Below are 16205 nucleotides of genomic sequence, written 5' to 3'. Positions count from 1 at the left end.
AGCCAATTGGCACTAAATCTCGATGACCTGGGCATAAGGCCCGCAGGGCTGGACGCCGTCCGGCCCTTCGCCGTGGAAGGACTGGACGTCCGCGGACGGGCCGTTGCGCTCGGTCCGGTGCTGGAGAGCATCCTAGACCGGCACGATTATCCCGAACCGGTCTCCCGTCTTCTGGCCGAGGCGATCGTTCTGACCAGTCTGCTCGGCACCTCGCTGAAATTCGAGGGCCGCTTTACGCTGCAGACGCAGACCGAGGGACCGGTGTCCATGCTGGTCGTGGATTTCGCATCCCCGGATGCGATCCGGGCCTGCGCGACTTTTGACGCCGATCGGGTCGCGGCGCTGATGAAGGCCGGCAAGGCCTCCCAGGAAGCGCTGCTCGGGAATGGCCACCTTGCCATGACCATCGACCAGGGCAAGCACATGCAGCGCTACCAGGGGCTCGTGGAACTCGACGGCATATCCCTTGAGGAGGTCGCGCGGCGTTATTTCGAGCGCTCCGAACAGATCCCGACCGAAGTGCGGCTGAGCGTCGGCGAACTGTTCTCGCGTCCTGAAGGCGCGGCGCTCACCAGGAGCTGGACTGCGGGCGGTATTCTGGTCCAGTTCCTCCCTGAGGCTCCGGACCGCATGCGCCAGGCCGATATCGACCCGGGCGATGCCCCCGAAGGCACGATGTCGCACGAGATCGAGGAGGACGACGCCTGGGTCGAGGCCAAGTTGCTGGTCGAGACCGTGAAGGACGTCGAACTCACGGATCCGGAAGTCAGCGTCGAAATGCTGTTGTTCCGCCTGTTCCACGAACGGGGCGTGCGCCTCTACGAGCCACAGCCGCTGGCCGACAAGTGCCGCTGTTCGCGGGAGAAGATCGAAGAGGTCCTCTCCAACTTCAGCACGCAGGAAATGGACGACATGACCGTCGACGGCAGGATCGTCGTGACGTGCGAGTTCTGTAACACGCATTACGAGTTCGACAACAAGCGCGGCCACTGATCCGCGAACAGCCCGGACCGGAAACGGTCCGGGCTGTTGATGCAGCCGATCGGCTCAGGAAACGCTCTGCGTTCGCCACTCCTATTTCACAATCTCTCCGACAAAGCCCTTCACCGCCGCCGCGGCCTCGCGGATATTGCCGTCGAGCGTGGCGGGGGACTTGCCGCGTGGGCCGAAATCGTGGTTGCCGTCTTCCAGATAGGTGACGGCGATGTTGTCCGGCAGGGTGATCCCGTCGATCTCGGCCCGGGTGCCAAACGGGTCCCGGTCGCCCTGCAGGATCAGCACCGGCCGCCTGGCGTCCTCCAGGGGAGCCAGCCGCCATTCGGCCTCCGGAGTGCCGCTCGGATGGAACGGATAGCCGAAACAGCAGACACCGGCGACGCGGCCGGGGAGAGAGCCCCCGCCTGCGAGCATGGCGGCGACGCGTCCGCCCATGGACTTTCCCCCGACAATTAGCGGCCCTTGAGCTTCTTTCATCAGCGTCTGGAGAGCGGTCTGGAACTCCGCGACCAGCTTGTCGGCGCGCGGCGGCGGCTTCTTCGAACCGCCGGAGCGCCGCCCGGCCATATAGGCGAATTCGAACCGCGCAACGGCAATTCCTTCGGCGGCCAGGGCCTCCGAGAGCTTGTTCATGAAGGCCGCATCCATCGGCGCTCCGGCCCCGTGGGCGAGAAGAAGCGTTGCCGAGGGGCCGGTGTCGGGGCGTGTCCAGAGAAAGGCGCTCATGATGGTGTGATCCGGAACTGCGGCAGAGAGGATGCCGGGACATGATGACGGGATTGTCGACGGGACAGCGGCTCGATCCGCCGGAAATCAATAAAAACTGAGCGGGAAATAGCGCAGATAGAGTTCGCGGAAAATCCCTTTTTCGTGCAGCTGCCGGAGGGCGTAGTTCAACGCCGCGGCCCGCTCGGGATCGTTTGGCCTTGTGGCAATGGCCATGCCCTCGTCGAAGTAGCCGGGCTCGAGCCAGGGGCCGCCTGCGAACGCGCAACATCCGCCGGCGGACTCGCTCGGCAACCAGAAGGAAAGGCTGAGGCCGTCGCCGAAATAAGCGTCGGCGTCGCCATTCTTCACCGCCATGCGTCCCTCGGTTTCGCTTTCCAGGCCGAGAATGGTCGCATCGAGCCAGAACTCTTGCGCGAAAGCTTCGTAGCGCGAGCCGGTTTCAACGGCGATCGTCTTGCCGGCGAGTTCCTGTTCGTCGAACGTGTCGGCCTTGTCGGCGGGCACGACAAAGCGCGCGGGAAGCTTCAGATAGTCGTCCGTGAAGTTGAGGCGCCGCGTGGACGGCAGGCTGCGGGACAGACCGGAAATGATCGCGTCGCCTTCTTCCTCGTCGAGGGCGGGCAGAAGGACTTCGAAGTCCTTGATCCGGAGCGCGCAGGAGCTGTCGAGTTCCTGGCACAGCGCACGCGCGAGATCGACGTTGAAGCCGGTGAGCCGCCCTTGCGGATCCCGGAAGACGAAGGGTGGATAGTTATCCGTTGCCAGGAACTGGATCTTGTCCGGGATCGAGGCGGGCCGGTCATGAACGGCCTTCGGATCCCAGAAATTCGGTACGTGCACGCGGGTCTGCTGAGACTGGGCCTGAACGGGCAGCCCGGCGAGACATGACAGCGCGACCAGCGCACAGACGATCGAGCGCCTGGCGCGGGAACCGGCTTTTCGGGAAAAGGGAAGTCCAATGATCACGCGGCGATCCTGAAACGGTCTTGAAGGCGGCCTGCCGGCTTCCGGCATCCGGTGAACTGCTGGCCAGAATATCCCGTCCCCGGCAGCCTTGTCAGCCCGGAATGTCTTCGGGCCCACTGTTTTGCGGCTGCGGGCGCCTTTTGGCCGGCGTCGCTGGATGTTCGCCGGCTCGAGCGCCTGCGGGAGATCGGAGCGTCCGTCGGGCGCGGGCTCAATCCGGCTCCGGATCGTAGGACCGCAGAACGACGATCGTGTCGAACCCCTTGATTTCGTCGGCATAGAAATGCGCTTCGGTGAAGGCGGCATAGGCTTCCATCGAGGCGCATTGCACCGTCAGCACCAGGTCGGCCTCGCCGGTGACGTGATAGATCTTTTTCACTTCCGGCCGTTTCAGAAAGTTGCGCCTCAGCAGGGCGGCCCGGTCCGGCTTTCCCCGCACCAGCGTGAGCATCACCAGAAGGGTAACCGAGCCGCCGGTCACCTTTGGCGAAATGACTGCGACCTCCCTTTCAATGGCACCGGTCTCCCGCAGCCTTTGCACCCGGCGCAGGCAGGCGGCCGGGGAAAGGCCGATCTTCTCCGAAAGCTGCTTTCCCGTCTGGCGGCTGTCCTTGCTCAGAAGGTCGAGGAGCTGATGGTCGAAATCGTCAAGATGTTCCAAATCGGCGCCTCCGGTACCGCCTTTAACCCGATTCGCGAAAGTTTATCACGAAATCAGGAATCTTTGCGAAATTGTCGCACAGTCGCCTGAAGATCGCGCATTTTGCGCGACAGCGCCGCGTAAACTTGCTGCATCGAACCTTGAATGGAGCAAGTGAGATGACTGATTATCCCGTTGGTGTCCTGAACCGGCCCCATCGCCTGGGCCTCTTCCGGCGCTGCTTCAAGTATCTGTTGCGCCGCACGCGCATCCGGCGGGACGCACGAATCCTGTCGGATCTGCCTGACTATCTCCTCGACGACATCGGCCTCACGCGAGCCGATGTGCGCAAACCGGACCGTATCGGCGAAACGCTTCGCTGAGGCCGGTGAATTCGGGAGCGGGAGCTTGTGAGATTGGGGAGTTTCTGGAGCGGGTGAGGGGAATCGAACCCCCGTCTTAAGCTTGGGAAGCTTCTGCTCTACCATTGAGCTACACCCGCTTCGAGCTGGAGATTTCTGCGCTGAGTTGCCGTTGCTGTCAAGCAGGCCGCCGATCTTTTCCCCTTCGGCGGCATCTTGCACTGCAACGAAGGAATCGCCATGTTCTGGCCGGCGCACGTGCGCGGACCACAGGTTGGTCAAGTTCCAGGGCAGATATATGCGAAATCGGATCAGGGCGCTGGTCGCCTCACGTAATTGGGAATTCTGGATCATCGGTATCATCGTTCTGAACGCGGTGACGCTGGGCCTGGAAACGAGCCCGTCGGTCATGGCGCAGATGGGCGAATTCCTGAAGTTTCTCGACAGCCTGATCCTCGGCATTTTCGTCGTGGAACTGGGGCTGCGGCTTTACGCCCATGGTCCGAAGTTCTTCAAGGACCCTTGGAGCAATTTTGATTTTGCGATCGTGGCGATCTCGCTGATGCCGGCGAGCGGTGCCTTCACCGTGCTGCGTTCGCTGCGCATTCTCCGCGTGCTGCGCCTCATCTCCGTAGTGCCGTCGTTGCGCCGGGTCATCGGCGGCCTCATTTCCGCCCTGCCGGGCATGGGGTCGATCGTGGTGCTGATGGCGCTGGTCTTCTACGTGTTCGCCGTGATGGCGACCAAGCTCTATGGCGCGGCGTTTCCCGACTGGTTCGGCGATCTGCCAAAGTCGCTCTACACGTTGTTCCAGATCATGACCCTTGAAAGCTGGTCCATGGGCATCGTCCGGCCCGTTATGGAAAAGTTTCCGCTGTCCTGGTTGTTCTTCGTGCCCTTCATCCTGTGCACGGCCTTCACGGTCCTGAACCTCTTCATCGGCATCATCGTCTCGGCCATGCAGGAAGAGCATGATGCCGAGGCGGATGCCAACCGGCAGGCGATCCATGACGATACCGGGCTGATCCTGGAGGAAGTGAAGGCGCTGAGGGCGGAACTGAGGCAGCTCAGGAGCCAGGTGGGGCAGGAAAGGGTCTAGCCGGACCAGAGTTCAGCAGGCGCCCTGGCGGATTTAAAGCTCGCAAAGAGCCTCTTCCGGTCCCTCGAGGGTCAGCGTGACGCCGTCTTCGGTGAAATCGCGCGCGAGCACGGTGAGGCCAAGGGTTTCAACGCGCCTTTCCAGGTCCGAGCTAGCGGCGAAATCGGCGCTGACCTTCCTGGTGAGGATCTTCCGGAACGCCACGAGGTCCGCATTGTTGATTGCATCCTGCGCCGCCCCCGAATAGGCCCGGGCAAGACCGCCGCCGCCGAGCTTGGTTCCGCCGAAATAGCGCACGATCAGGACCGCGCAGTTGATGAGATCCGCGCCCTGCAGCACGCGCAGGGTCGGCATGCCGGAGGTGCCTGCCGGTTCGCCGTCATCCTTGCCGCTTTCCTCGATCCGGTCGTCATCGAGGAGCCGCCGGTGGGCGGTGACAATATGGGCGGCTTTCTTGTGCTCTTTCCGCAGCTCTTCCAGGCGCTGCTCGAACCGGTCCATGGGAACGAGATAAGCCAGAAAGCGGGACTTCCGGTCTTCCAGAAAACCCTCGAATTCACGCGTGATCGTCTTCAGGGCCATGTCGCCTCAGGTTGGACCGACTGCATTCAGCGCTGGGACAAACCGCGTTCATCCGGACGCAGTATGATCCGGGGACCTGAAATGCTTGGAGAGCTTCAGGGCCTGGCCCTGGTAGTTGGACCCGATGCCTTCGCCGTAGAGCCGTTCCGGCCGCTCCGCCATGTGCTCATAGACGAGACGCCCGATGGTCTGGCCGTGTTCGACGATGAACGGCACATCGTGCGAGCGCACCTCCAGCACCGCCCGTGAGCCGATGCCGCCGGCGCTCGCATGGCCGAAGCCCGGATCGAAGAACCCGGCATAATGAACGCGGAATTCGCCGACCAGCGGATCGAAGGGCACCATCTCGGCCGCGTAGGCCGGCGGCACATGCACCGCTTCCTGGCTGACGAGGATATAGAATGCATCCGGATCGAGGATCAGCTCCGCCGTCTGCCGCCGGTAGATCGGTTCCCAGAAGTCCAGCGGATCCTGCGCGCCGACCACGTCGACGTCGATCAGGCCGGAATGCTGTTTTGCGCGGTAGCCGATGAGTTTGCCCGGACCATCGCCTTCCAGGTCGATGGAAAGCTGCACCCCGCCGCCGATCCGCTGATTGCCGCCGCTCATCAGCGTGTGATCCTTGTGGACCTGTTCAAGCTCCACATCGGGAATAAGCGACTGGCCGCGGCGGAAGCGGATCTGGCTGAGGCGGGAGCCCGTACGCACCAGGATCGGGAAGGTGAGGGGCGAGATCTCCGCATAGAGCGGGCCGCTATAGCCTGCGGGAACCGTGTCGAAGGCCAGCCCGTTGTCGGTGATCACCCGGGTGAACACGTCCAGCCGCCCCGTCGAACTCTTCGGATTGGCGGTTGCGGAAATATCGGCGGCAAGCGCAAGGCTTTCCTGCAAGGGCACGATGTAGACGCAACCCGTTTCCAGAACGGCGCCGCTGGCCAGATCCACGGTGTGGAGCTTCAACTGCTCCAGACGGTCGGCCACCCTGATATGGGGGCCCGGCAGAAAGCTGGCGCGCACGCGATAGGCAACCTTGCCGAGACGCAGGTCGAGGCTGGCCGGCTGAACCTGACCGCTGACCGGCGCTTCGTCCGCTGCAATCTCGCCGGCGGCGAACATGGCGTGAATGATGCGTTCGGGCAAAATACCGTTTGCTGAAAGAGATGCGCTTCCGTTCAAGACCTGACCCGCTGTCACGTTCATTTAAGCTTTCCATACGTTCATTTGCCCTACGTCCTTAACGGATGCGGCCGCGCGCGCCAACAGGAAACCGGCACCTTTGTCGGAAGGAGATTGACCCGCTGCAGGTTTTCCCTTAGGAGAAAAGCACTTCGTGGTGATTTGGGCCGGCCGGCTTGCAGCCACGTTAAACAAGTTGCTAAAAAGGCCGGAGGTGCGAACCCCGGTCTTCAGGCTGGGGTTTTTGCGTTTGGAGCGGAATGAAACATGACTGAGAACACCGGAAACAGGAACTGGCGCGCGGCAACCAATCTGGTTCACGGAGGAACGATGCGCTCGCAGTTTGGCGAGACGTCGGAAGCCCTGTATCTGACACAGGGGTTTGTCTACAGCGATGCGGAAGCCGCCGAAGCCCGGTTCAATGGCGAAAATCCGGGATATGTCTATTCCCGCTACGCAAATCCCACCGTCTCCATGTTCGAAGACCGCATCAAGGCCCTGGAAGGGGCGGAAGCCGCAAGGGGCACCGCCAGCGGCATGGCGGCCGTGAACCTCGCCCTGATGGCCTCCGTCAGGGCCGGCGACCATGTGATCGCCGCCAAGGCTCTGTTCGGCTCCTGCCGCTACATTTGCGAAACGCTTCTGCCGCGCTTCGGTGTGGAGAGCACGCTGGTGAACGGCACGGATATCAATGAATGGAAGGCCGCCGTGCGGCCGAACACCAAGGCGCTGTTCCTTGAAAGCCCGACCAACCCGACGCTGGAAGTCATCGACATTGCCGCCGTTGCCGACATCGCCAAGACCGCCGGGGCGCGCCTGATCGTCGATAACGTCTTTGCAACGCCGCTTTATCAGTCGCCGCTGAAGCTCGGCGCCGATGTGGTGGTCTATTCCGCGACCAAGCATATCGACGGCCAGGGCCGCTGCCTCGGCGGCGTCGTCCTGTCCGACGAGGAATGGATCACCGAGGAGGTGATGCCCTTCGTCAAGCACACCGGCCCGCATATGAGCCCGTTCAGCGCCTGGGTGCTGCTGAAGGGCCTCGAAACCCTGCCGCTGCGCGTTGGCCGCCAGACGGAGAGCGCCGGCAAGATCGCCGATTTCCTGGCGGGCCGGCCCAAGATCAGGCGCCTGATCTATCCCGGCCGGGACGACCATCCGCAGGCGGATGTCGCAAAACGCCAGATGAGCGGCGGATCGACCATGCTGGCGATCGAAATCGAAGGCGGCAAGGAAGCGGCCTTCCGCTTCACCAATGCGCTGGAGCTCATCCAGATTTCCAACAATCTGGGCGACGCGAAGAGCCTGATCACCCATCCGGCGACCACGACGCACCAGTCCATCGGCGAAGAGGCCCGCGCGGAGCTCGACATTTCCGACGGCATCCTGCGCCTGTCCGTCGGCCTGGAAGATCCGCTGGATCTGCTGGAAGACGTGGAGAAGGCGCTGAGCGCAATCTAGCGGGAAAAGGCCCGGTCCGAGCGACCGGGCTCGCCTTCGGGAGGAATGTGGTTTTCTCCCGTCGGCCAGGTGCAGCGTCAGCCGGGACTGGCTCAGACCGAGGCTGCAGCGAACCATCAGAGCATTTTCAGGTGCCGCGCAGGGCCCTTACCCCGATCATCACCCGGGCGCCCGCGGATACCAGGCAGATAATTGCAAACCCCCAGGCCAGTACGGGAAACAACCCGGGTATTAGCGCCATCAGCAGAAAGACCGCGACGGTCTCCGCGCCTTCCGCAAGACCGCCCAGATAGTAGAGCGACTTGGCGCCTTGCGCGTCGGTGCGAAGGCCGGTCCTCTCCGCCATGACGGCAAACGCCAGGAAGGCGGAACCGTTGGCATAGAAGCTGAACAGGAGGGCCGCCGCGGGCAGGGCGTTGGCGTCCGGGTCCAGAATGGCGAAGGCAAGCGGGATGGCGCCGTAAAAGAAGAAGTCGAGGGTAATATCCAGATATCCGCCAAGGTTGGTCTTGCGCGTCGCCCTGGCGATGGCACCGTCGAGACCGTCGGCCAGCCGGTTGAGGGCGATCAGGACGAAGCCGGCGAGCGTGGCGCCCATGACGATTGCAGCCATCGCTGCCACGCCAAAGGCAAAGCCGGCCAGTGTCATGCCGTTGGCTGTGATCCCGAACCCGGCAAGCATCTGCCCCATGCGGTTCAAGGGAGGGTCCATCAGGGGACGCAGGCGGGCATCGAACATTAAACAAGCACCTGTTCTGGGAATTTTCAGCACAGTTCATGCAGAATCCCGGCGGAAATCACAATCAAGTCCCTTTCAAGCCTACGTCATTCGCCCTATAAGCCCCTGCATATTTGAGGGACTGGATCGTCGAGGGCTCCAAGAGCCATCGCGCCCCCGGCTCCGGGCCCTGGTCTTAAACCAAAGGGAATTATCGTGTCTGGCAGTTACAGCGCCACTACCGAAGGGATCGAAGTTTCGGTTGAACCGTTCTATCTGGACGATGAATCGAAGCCGGAAGAGCGCGAGTTCATCTGGGCCTATATGGTCGAAATCCACAACGGCGGCACCGAGCCGGTGCAACTGAAAACGCGGCATTGGCAGATTACAGACGCCATGGGGCGGCAGTCGGAAGTGCGCGGTGACGGCGTGGTCGGAGAACAGCCGGTGATCGACCCCGGCGAGACCTACGAATACTCCTCGCATTGCCCGCTTACGACCGAATCCGGCATCATGGCGGGGTCCTATTCCATGGAACGCCCGGACGGCACCCAGTTCGACGTGACCATTCCGGCCTTCTCGCTGGACCTGCCGGACGCCATCCATAGCCTGAATTGATGACCCTCGCCAAATCCACGCTTTGAAAGCGGGAGCTCAGGCCGCGAGGAGCGAAATACTCTAACTCGCTAAATCTGCCTGCGGCGGGTCATTTGCTTGGCAAGAAGCTCTATTTAGGGCTGCCGCCTTGTCGCGACCTTGAAATCCTTAGCGCAAGCTCGTTCACGAGGCTGACAAATTTCTCGCTTTCAAACGGGCCGTTAATTTGGTCATATAACAAGTCTTCGGAAAATTTATCGCGCTTGGAAGGACTTCTCGAAGCGTGATGAACAATATATATCAGATCTGCTTCCTTGAGGTAGTATATTCGAGAATTGCATTGCCTCTCTACATATCTCAAAAACCCGCCTTTGGAAAATCTGGTCACATTGGCATTATGCAGAAAGTTTCTTCTCTTTCGTTTGCTGCCGATACCGCAGAAACCTGGATATTCTTCTTCGAAATAGTAGGAATGGCTGGAGAGGTTGAGAACGTCGTGTCCGCCAGGCAACGGGGGGTAATAGGAGCTGTCCGCGCGGAGGCTTTCGAATAGCCGCGACGCAATTGCTTCATGGTTTTTCTCGATAACGACATCTGCGGTAGCCGCGTTGGAGTGGTCACTCACGCTCGGTGTGTCGGGAAACGCGGCCGTTACACTGATCAATATGTATACGCACCCATACATCAAAACCGGTAGCGGCCTGGCGAGTGCTCTTTGCTTCTTCATACAAGCCTCCGAGTCGAACCAGGCGACTACAGGATGCCGCTCTGTATCAAAAACGTCATTACCAGGCTCCCGACTCCACTGCCAAGCACAACCCCCAAGGCGGCCCAGAGACTTCTGTTGCGGCGAGGAAACGTAAGAATTGTGAAGATCAAGAACAGCAATACGACAAGCCCGGTCGCTAACGCGGCGACAGCCGCCACGACGATCCAGACGTAGAAATCGCCGCCGACTTCTTTTGCTGCTTCATAGTAGAAGTTTGCAAACTTCAGCACGGCTGCCGTCATAAAAGCGACCAGAAATCCGTTGACAGCATAGTGAATTCGGTCGCTGCGATTGAGCGGCGGCTTTTTTGTCTTCTGCTGAGGTTGCGCTGGTTCGCGCTCGCCGGAAATTGACACAGACCCCTCCACATTTTCCCAAGCTGGTGCGCCTCACCCTGGGGCAATGCGGTGCACAGGACAAACCTGAAGTACAGTCTATAATTGAAATTGTCTTGAGCGCGCAACTGATATGCCGGCTGCGGTCGTACGTTTCTCAATCAAATGGTGCAACCTGATCGAGAAACGTACTCAGCTCTGCATTCATTCCTGGGTTAACAGCCGTCGGCCTCAAACCGTCCGGTGACGCGCAATCGCGCCGCGTTCGATGGCGGCGACGGTCAGCTTGTCGAGCCGGAACCGGTCGCGCAGCAGCTGCAGGACGCGCAGTTCTTCCTGATGGACTTCCAGGTCTGCCGCCGCGACTTCGACCGCAAGCGCATAGGCCGTGTCGTAGAGCTTCGCCGGCAGGACATCGCCCACCAGCTCCAGAACCAGGGAGAGGCCGTTGTCCTCCTGCAGGATGTCGCCGCAGCGCTGGGCCGCCGGAATGATCTTGTTGTTGTCGTAGTCCAGGAATACGGGCAGCATCTTGATCATGTCACCGATCGTGGCCAGTTCGTTGTCGGTCATCGAGTTGTCCGACGCCGAGACGATGACCATCACGTAGATGAGGGCTTCCTGCACACTGATTGGTTCATTCATAGACACTATTCATTCTCCGGTGGCGCCGCATTGAGGGCCAGGTCATTCCGAGACCTGTGGTGTGCCCGATGTAACGGGTTGCAGGGAAAGCTTCAAGTCATCCCATTGCAACCAACTTGCCTCTTCCCGTGATTGCACATCAGGGCAGGTTGATCTAGTGTCGCGCTGCAGCATCCGGCCATCGCACACATGATACCTGCCGGAATGGGGCTGTTTCCATTCAAAACAACAGAACGATACGAAAATGACCGACCAATCCCTGCCTCCGCTTGACCTGTCGCAAGAGTTTGTCGAGGCGGCCCGGAAATCGAAAGCCTGGCCGTTCGAAGAAGCGCGTAAGCTGGTCAAACGGATCGAGAAACGGGATCCAAGCAAAACGGTCATCTTCGAAACCGGTTACGGCCCCTCCGGCCTGCCCCATATCGGCACCTTCGGGGAAGTCCTGCGCACGACGATGGTGCGCACGGCCTTCCGTCTTCTGACCGAAGACAAGATCCCGACCCGCCTGCTGTGCTTCTCCGACGATCTGGACGGCATGCGCAAGATCCCGGAAAGCGTGCCGGACCGGGCCGCGATGGAACCTTACCTGCAGATGCCGCTCAGCTCCGTGCCGAACCCGTTCGGCGGCGATTTCGACAGCTTTGCCGCGCATAACAATGCCATGCTGCGCGGGTTCCTGGACACGTTCGGCTTCGACTACGAGTTCGCCAGCGCGACCGACTATTACAGGTCCGGCAAGTTCGACGAGGTGCTGATCCGGGCGACCGAGAAATACCAGCAGATCATGGACGTCATGCTGCCGACGCTCGGAGAAGAGCGTCAGGCAACCTATAGTCCTTTCCTGCCGATTTCGCCGACCTCGGGCCGCGTGCTTTACGTGCCGATGAAGGACGTGAACCCGAAGGACGGCACGATCACCTTCGAAGACGAGACGGGCGACGACATCACGGTTTCCGTGACGGGCGGCCGGGTGAAGCTGCAGTGGAAGCCGGATTTCGGCATGCGCTGGGCGGCCCTGGACGTCGATTTCGAAATGTTCGGCAAGGACCACCAGACCAATGCGCCGATCTACGACAAGATCTGCAACATCCTGGGCGGCACCGCGCCGGAACACTACGTCTACGAGCTGTTCCTGGACGAAAAGGGAGAAAAGATCTCCAAGTCCAAGGGCAACGGGCTGACCATCGACGAGTGGCTGACCTACGCGGCGCCCGAAAGCCTTGCGCTGTACAATTACCAGAAGCCCAAGACGGCAAAGAGGCTGTATTTCGACGTCATCCCGAAGGCGGTGGACGAGTACTACACCTTTGTCCAGAAATACGAAGAGATGACGGTGGAGCAGAAGCTGCAGAACCCGGTCTGGCACATTCACTCCGGAAGCATTCCGAAGATGGACATGCCGGTGCCGTTTTCCATGCTGCTCAACCTCGTCTCGGCTTCCAATGCGGAGAACAAGGGCGTGCTGTGGGCGTTCATCTCGCGCTATGCGCCGGGCGTGACGGCCCACAGCCATCCGGAACTGGATGCGCTGGTCGGCTATGCGATCCGCTATTTCGACGACTTCGTCAAACCGGCCAAATCCTTCAAGACGCCGGACGATGTCGAGCGGGAGGCCCTCGAACGACTGGACCGGAAACTGGCCGAACTGCCGTCCGATGCGGACGGAGCGACGATCCAGGACGCGGTCCTGGATGTCGGCCGTGCGGTCGAGCGCTATCAGGACCCGAGCAAGAAGGGCCCGGACGGCGGACCGGGCGTTTCCGTTGCCTGGTTCTCGGCGCTCTACCAGTTGCTGCTCGGCCAGGAAAAGGGCCCGCGCTTCGGGTCCTTCGTGGCGCTCTACGGCATAGCGGAAACCCGCGAGCTGATCCGCAAGGCGCTCGCCGGGGAATTGACGGCCTGAGGAAATGGAGAGGCGGAGCGATGAGCTCTGCCTAGTTCCATAAGGGCAAGCCGAACCGGCGATCATGCGCCCGCAATTTGTGCAGGCGCTCGGTCTTTCGGCAATCCGCCGGTCGATACCCAGATCGCCGAACTGGGCGCCGGCGACAAGGGCGGAGTGATGTGCTCCGCCCTCAATCCTTCGAATTAGAGGCTGGGTTGAGCGTGCCGGTCGGGCTTACTGCGAACCGGATGCTCCTGCCACTCGATTGGCCTTGGTGGCGCCAGCGTCGCCGAGACCGTTTTCCATGGCCGTGGAGAGCCGGGCAAGCCCCTCCAGAACGCCCTTGCTGGCCTCATCCAGTTCGGCAAGGGCTGTGAATGCTTCAGTCGCGCGGCCTGCTTCGATAGCGCTCAAGGCCCGGTGTCCCGCATCATGAACCGCTTTGTGCGGAGCGAGCAATCTCTGGTATGCCGGATGGGCCTTGATCCGTTCGTCCTGAACGCCGTCACACCATTTGCCCAGGGAGCAATGGTGATGATCCGGCAACTCGGCGCAGGTCCAGTTATCGTGGCCGGTTACGGTGTCGACGACGCGCTTCTTGAACAGCACATGGTCGATCCTGGCCATTTCGCACAAGGACTGCGCGGAATCGGCGTTGACGAGCGACTGCGCGTTGTCGTTGAACTGATTGTTGCTGTTCTGGAGGATGATGTGCATGTCCTTGAGCTGCGAATCCGTGCTTTCGTTCAGCGCAGCAACGTTCGACACGTTCTGAGCGATCTCGTGGCTGGCATCCTTTTGCTGATGCAGGATCCCGGTAATCTGGGTGACCCGTTCGGAAACGGTCGAGACCATGCCGTCGATTGACTGCATGATTTCATTGGCGGATCCGATCGCTTCTTCGCCTTTGTTGATGGCGCCCTCTGAACTCTCTATCGCCGACTGGATCGTTTCCATCCCCGCCGTCAGCGCTTCGATCCGTTGGGAAATGTCCTCTGTCGCCTTGCCGGTTTGTGCCGCGAGCGTTTTGACTTCCGCGGCGACCACCGCAAAGCCTCTGCCGGCTTCTCCCGCGCGTGCCGCCTCGATGGTGGCGTTGAGCGCCAGAAGATTTGTCTGATCCGCGATCGACTGGATGACCGAAAGAAATTCACTGATCTGGGAGGCTGCTTCGTTCAGGTCCTGCAGGCTCCGGGAGGTTTGCCGGGACGTCGATGAAATCTCGCCGATGGCATTGGATACGGCCGACATCTTGGCGAGACCGTCTTTGGCCGCATTGTTGGTCTGGATCGCTTCCTGGGCAGCGCCCTCGCTGTTTTCGGAGATCTGCCCGATCGATGCGACAAGCTCCTCGACGGCAACGGAAATGGACTGGCCGTTGGCGTTGGCGTCCTGTGTATTGCGGGACAGGAGGGCCATTGCCATCACAAGCTCATTGAGCTCGCAAATCGTGTCTGCGGTCGCCCGAAGGTTCAGCAGGCTGTCCGCCTCCTTTTTGTTGATATCCTCCAGGCGGCGTTGCTCGACCTCGAACGCCCGTTGCGCCATCACCATGTCCAGAAAGAACCGCGTCACAACCGTCTGGAGCGTTTCAATCATGGCGCTGTGTGAAAAACGGTGCTTCTTGACGATAATCGGAATTGCTTCGTTGAGCAGGCGGCCGAAGGCCGACATCAGCCATTCGGCTCCCAGGCCTATCCTGACATGCGCCACACCGATGCGGGCGGATTGGCGGAAGAATTCCGGATCGGGATCGTTGTTGAAGATGTACTCCCAGTGTCTGGTCTGAGCGTTCTTGAGCGGGGCCGTATTCTGTTCATGTTTGCCCATCTTCTGGCGCAGTTCCTCCTGGGCCAGAAGATCGTCGTAAAAGCGGCCGAGAATCTCCGGCAGAGCCGGCTGCAAGGTCTTCCAGGCGCGCTGTGCCGACTGGGTGTTGCTTCCCGATTTGGACATGAAGCGGAGGTACTTGGCGACATTTCCGGTTTGTGAAGGAGCGCTCTTCTCGGGTGCGGACATTGGGTTCTCGCGGGAGGTTGATGGAAGTACATTCACTATGGCGAAAGTTCGTTAAGGAACGCTCTACCGGAATGAGCAGGCAAGATAGGTAGTATTGTCAGTTCAACCTGACGATTGCCGTCGCAGGGTTTCAAATACCTGGCCGTGCTCAACGTTGAATCACTGAAATCAGGTAACTTTCCACGGGGGCGTCATGGACGTGCAAGAACTGCCGAATCAGCTACTGGAGCTGACCGGATGCATTGTCAGGGTTGGCAGGTGCGCTCACCTGACCGGCTTCCTCCGGATCCGCCTGAAGACTCCATTCCACGATCTCCGGCACTAGGTCCTTGAGGCCGGGTAACTCGACGCCGGTGTCGTAGTCCGAGTTGACTTCAGGAAGCGTGGCAACCAATTCCGACTGCCATTTGCCGAGGGTCTTCTCCCGGGCGGTCTGAGCCAGGTTGGCATAGCGGGGAGGGGCATCGGGAGCAGGGTCCGCCCAGCCGTAGCGCACCATGCGTTCGCCCAGGTCGATATTGCCCCTGCTGCAGGTGCCGCGGATATGGCCCGGCCCAAGCTCTTCGGTCATTTCGCACGAGACCTTCAGGTGCCGGATCAGACCGCGCAGAAAGGTTCTGGCGCGAGCACCGCAGGGCCATTGTCCGCCCAGCTTCGAAACGCAGGTTTCATCGGGTTGCAGAGGTTGAATATGGGCCAGCGTGACCGTCAGTTTGTCCGTCCTGATGCGGCCACCGTCCAGGACCTGCACCCTTGTGAGCTCGATCGGTCCGTCGCCGATTTCTTCCGCGGGCGGGTTCCGGAGCTCCAGATAGCGCTTTGACGGGTCGATGCGCGTCAGCGTCCCGGTCACCTGCGGTGCCGACACGCCTTCGGGCGATACATCGCGAATGTCCTGCGGCAGGGGAACCGCGGAGGCGTCCTGGTCCGTGATGTCCGTCGTGGCGATCGAACTGTCCTGCGGAGCGGAGGCTGCCGATTGCGCGTCGTCCACTTCGGGCGGTTCGGCCAGCAACAGCCATGCAAGCAGGCCGCCGGTGACGGTCAGCATGATGGCAGGTACCAGGAAGGGCCGAAACTTCATACCAGGATCGCTCAATGTTACTGGCCAGGAACGCTCCGTCGAGCGTGCCGGGTTTTCCCGGCCATATTACAGACATCGGGTAAAGATTAGGCAACCCGGCTTGTCCGGATAACACCGTTTGAGTAGTTTCCGTTCCAGATCA

17 protein-coding genes, 1 tRNA gene and 1 riboswitch are annotated in these 16205 nt (G+C 60.8%); of the genes, 6 read left to right on the top strand and 12 right to left on the bottom strand.

All coding sequences use genetic code 11. The features are described from left to right. Positions 1-6 precede the first annotated feature (6 nt). A complete protein-coding gene (locus tag ON753_RS15035) occupies positions 7-993 on the top strand; it encodes an Hsp33 family molecular chaperone (protein WP_265963438.1) in 987 nt (328 codons plus the stop codon). 81 nt (positions 994-1074) lie between these two features. Here ON753_RS15035 and ON753_RS15030 read toward each other — a convergent pair whose 3' ends face one another. From ON753_RS15030 to ON753_RS15020, 3 genes are all read right to left on the bottom strand, one after another. Further along, on the bottom strand, positions 1075-1722 hold the full coding sequence (locus ON753_RS15030) for an alpha/beta family hydrolase (protein ID WP_265963437.1): 648 nt from the start codon (positions 1720-1722) through the stop codon (positions 1075-1077). Positions 1723-1809: 87 nt separating this feature from the next. Further along, positions 1810-2691, bottom strand: a complete 882-nt coding sequence (locus ON753_RS15025; RefSeq protein WP_265963436.1) for a transporter substrate-binding domain-containing protein — start codon at positions 2689-2691, stop codon at positions 1810-1812. A 211-nt stretch (positions 2692-2902) separates the two neighbouring features. Further along, positions 2903-3352: an Lrp/AsnC family transcriptional regulator gene (locus ON753_RS15020; RefSeq protein ID WP_265963435.1), complete on the bottom strand. Its 450-nt coding sequence runs from the start codon at positions 3350-3352 to the stop codon at positions 2903-2905. A gap of 158 nt (positions 3353-3510) precedes the next feature. On the opposite strand from ON753_RS15020, the gene ON753_RS15015 reads away from it, so the two are divergent. Further along, entirely contained in the window at positions 3511-3714 is a 204-nt protein-coding gene (locus tag ON753_RS15015; protein WP_265963434.1) for a DUF1127 domain-containing protein, read from the top strand. A 45-nt stretch (positions 3715-3759) separates the two neighbouring features. On the opposite strand, the gene ON753_RS15010 is transcribed toward ON753_RS15015, so the two are convergent. After that, positions 3760-3833, bottom strand: a tRNA-Gly gene (locus ON753_RS15010). 158 nt (positions 3834-3991) lie between these two features. Here ON753_RS15010 and ON753_RS15005 point away from each other — a divergent pair. Beyond that, the gene (locus tag ON753_RS15005) at positions 3992-4792 is read left to right on the top strand and encodes an ion transporter (RefSeq protein WP_265963433.1); all 801 of its coding nucleotides are present in this window, start codon (positions 3992-3994) and stop codon (positions 4790-4792) included. Between the two features lie 33 nt (positions 4793-4825). On the opposite strand, the gene ON753_RS15000 is transcribed toward ON753_RS15005, so the two are convergent. Both ON753_RS15000 and ON753_RS14995 read right to left on the bottom strand, forming a co-directional pair. After that, positions 4826-5374 (bottom strand): IMPACT family protein, encoded by a 549-nt coding sequence (locus ON753_RS15000; protein WP_265963432.1) that lies wholly within the window; start codon positions 5372-5374, stop codon positions 4826-4828. 48 nt (positions 5375-5422) lie between these two features. Further along, complete coding sequence (locus tag ON753_RS14995) at positions 5423-6574, bottom strand: 2'-deoxycytidine 5'-triphosphate deaminase (RefSeq protein ID WP_265963431.1); 1152 nt, start codon at positions 6572-6574, stop codon at positions 5423-5425. Between the two features lie 120 nt (positions 6575-6694). Next, a riboswitch (SAM riboswitch) is annotated at positions 6695-6774 on the top strand. A 43-nt stretch (positions 6775-6817) separates the two neighbouring features. Here ON753_RS14995 and ON753_RS14990 point away from each other — a divergent pair. Further along, positions 6818-8011, top strand: coding sequence for an O-succinylhomoserine sulfhydrylase (locus ON753_RS14990; RefSeq protein ID WP_265963430.1), 1194 nt, complete (start codon positions 6818-6820; stop codon positions 8009-8011). Between the two features lie 127 nt (positions 8012-8138). Here the strand turns inward: ON753_RS14990 and ON753_RS14985 are convergent, their stop codons facing one another. Next, the gene (locus ON753_RS14985; RefSeq protein WP_265963429.1) at positions 8139-8750 is read right to left on the bottom strand and encodes a CDP-alcohol phosphatidyltransferase family protein; all 612 of its coding nucleotides are present in this window, start codon (positions 8748-8750) and stop codon (positions 8139-8141) included. 195 nt (positions 8751-8945) lie between these two features. On the opposite strand from ON753_RS14985, the gene apaG reads away from it, so the two are divergent. Continuing rightward, positions 8946-9347 carry a Co2+/Mg2+ efflux protein ApaG gene (gene apaG / locus ON753_RS14980; protein WP_265963428.1) on the top strand — a complete coding sequence of 134 codons (402 nt, stop codon included), beginning with the start codon at positions 8946-8948 and terminating at the stop codon, positions 9345-9347. Positions 9348-9456: 109 nt separating this feature from the next. On the opposite strand, the gene ON753_RS14975 is transcribed toward apaG, so the two are convergent. The 3 genes from ON753_RS14975 to ON753_RS14965 form a co-directional block, all read right to left on the bottom strand. Further along, complete coding sequence (locus tag ON753_RS14975) at positions 9457-10053, bottom strand: hypothetical protein (RefSeq protein ID WP_265963427.1); 597 nt, start codon at positions 10051-10053, stop codon at positions 9457-9459. Positions 10054-10079: 26 nt separating this feature from the next. Then, the gene (locus ON753_RS14970) at positions 10080-10451 is read right to left on the bottom strand and encodes a hypothetical protein (protein ID WP_265963426.1); all 372 of its coding nucleotides are present in this window, start codon (positions 10449-10451) and stop codon (positions 10080-10082) included. A 210-nt stretch (positions 10452-10661) separates the two neighbouring features. Beyond that, a complete protein-coding gene (locus ON753_RS14965; protein ID WP_265963425.1) occupies positions 10662-11075 on the bottom strand; it encodes a tellurite resistance TerB family protein in 414 nt (137 codons plus the stop codon). 244 nt (positions 11076-11319) lie between these two features. Here ON753_RS14965 and ON753_RS14960 point away from each other — a divergent pair, with 244 nt between their 5' ends. Next, complete coding sequence (locus ON753_RS14960; protein ID WP_265963424.1) at positions 11320-12978, top strand: lysine--tRNA ligase; 1659 nt, start codon at positions 11320-11322, stop codon at positions 12976-12978. A 216-nt stretch (positions 12979-13194) separates the two neighbouring features. Here the strand turns inward: ON753_RS14960 and ON753_RS14955 are convergent, their stop codons facing one another. Beyond that, entirely contained in the window at positions 13195-14979 is a 1785-nt protein-coding gene (locus ON753_RS14955) for a methyl-accepting chemotaxis protein (protein ID WP_265963423.1), read from the bottom strand. 220 nt (positions 14980-15199) lie between these two features. Next, the gene (locus ON753_RS14950) at positions 15200-16063 is read right to left on the bottom strand and encodes a thermonuclease family protein (protein WP_265963422.1); all 864 of its coding nucleotides are present in this window, start codon (positions 16061-16063) and stop codon (positions 15200-15202) included. Between the last annotated feature and the right edge of the window lie 142 nt (positions 16064-16205).

This window comes from Roseibium salinum (genome assembly GCF_026240905.1).
GTDB lineage: Bacteria > Pseudomonadota > Alphaproteobacteria > Rhizobiales > Stappiaceae > Roseibium > Roseibium salinum.
This window is presented reverse-complemented; position numbering and strand designations above follow the sequence as displayed.

Excerpts from the sequence above, each read along its gene's own strand:
- ON753_RS15030 (WP_265963437.1), bottom strand. The coding sequence starts at position 1,722 with ATGAGCGCCTTTCTCTGGACACGCCCCGACACCGGCCCCTCGGCAACG.
- ON753_RS14995 (WP_265963431.1), bottom strand. The coding sequence starts at position 6,574 with ATGAACGTGACAGCGGGTCAGGTCTTGAACGGAAGCGCATCTCTTTCA.
- ON753_RS14965 (WP_265963425.1), bottom strand. The coding sequence starts at position 11,075 with ATGAATGAACCAATCAGTGTGCAGGAAGCCCTCATCTACGTGATGGTC.
- ON753_RS15015 (WP_265963434.1), top strand. The coding sequence starts at position 3,511 with ATGACTGATTATCCCGTTGGTGTCCTGAACCGGCCCCATCGCCTGGGC.
- ON753_RS15000 (WP_265963432.1), bottom strand. The coding sequence starts at position 5,374 with ATGGCCCTGAAGACGATCACGCGTGAATTCGAGGGTTTTCTGGAAGAC.
- ON753_RS15005 (WP_265963433.1), top strand. The coding sequence starts at position 3,992 with ATGCGAAATCGGATCAGGGCGCTGGTCGCCTCACGTAATTGGGAATTC.
- ON753_RS14990 (WP_265963430.1), top strand. The coding sequence starts at position 6,818 with ATGACTGAGAACACCGGAAACAGGAACTGGCGCGCGGCAACCAATCTG.
- ON753_RS14975 (WP_265963427.1), bottom strand. The coding sequence starts at position 10,053 with ATGAAGAAGCAAAGAGCACTCGCCAGGCCGCTACCGGTTTTGATGTAT.
- ON753_RS14960 (WP_265963424.1), top strand. The coding sequence starts at position 11,320 with ATGACCGACCAATCCCTGCCTCCGCTTGACCTGTCGCAAGAGTTTGTC.
- ON753_RS14955 (WP_265963423.1), bottom strand. The coding sequence starts at position 14,979 with ATGTCCGCACCCGAGAAGAGCGCTCCTTCACAAACCGGAAATGTCGCC.
- ON753_RS14950 (WP_265963422.1), bottom strand. The coding sequence starts at position 16,063 with ATGAAGTTTCGGCCCTTCCTGGTACCTGCCATCATGCTGACCGTCACC.
- ON753_RS14985 (WP_265963429.1), bottom strand. The coding sequence starts at position 8,750 with ATGTTCGATGCCCGCCTGCGTCCCCTGATGGACCCTCCCTTGAACCGC.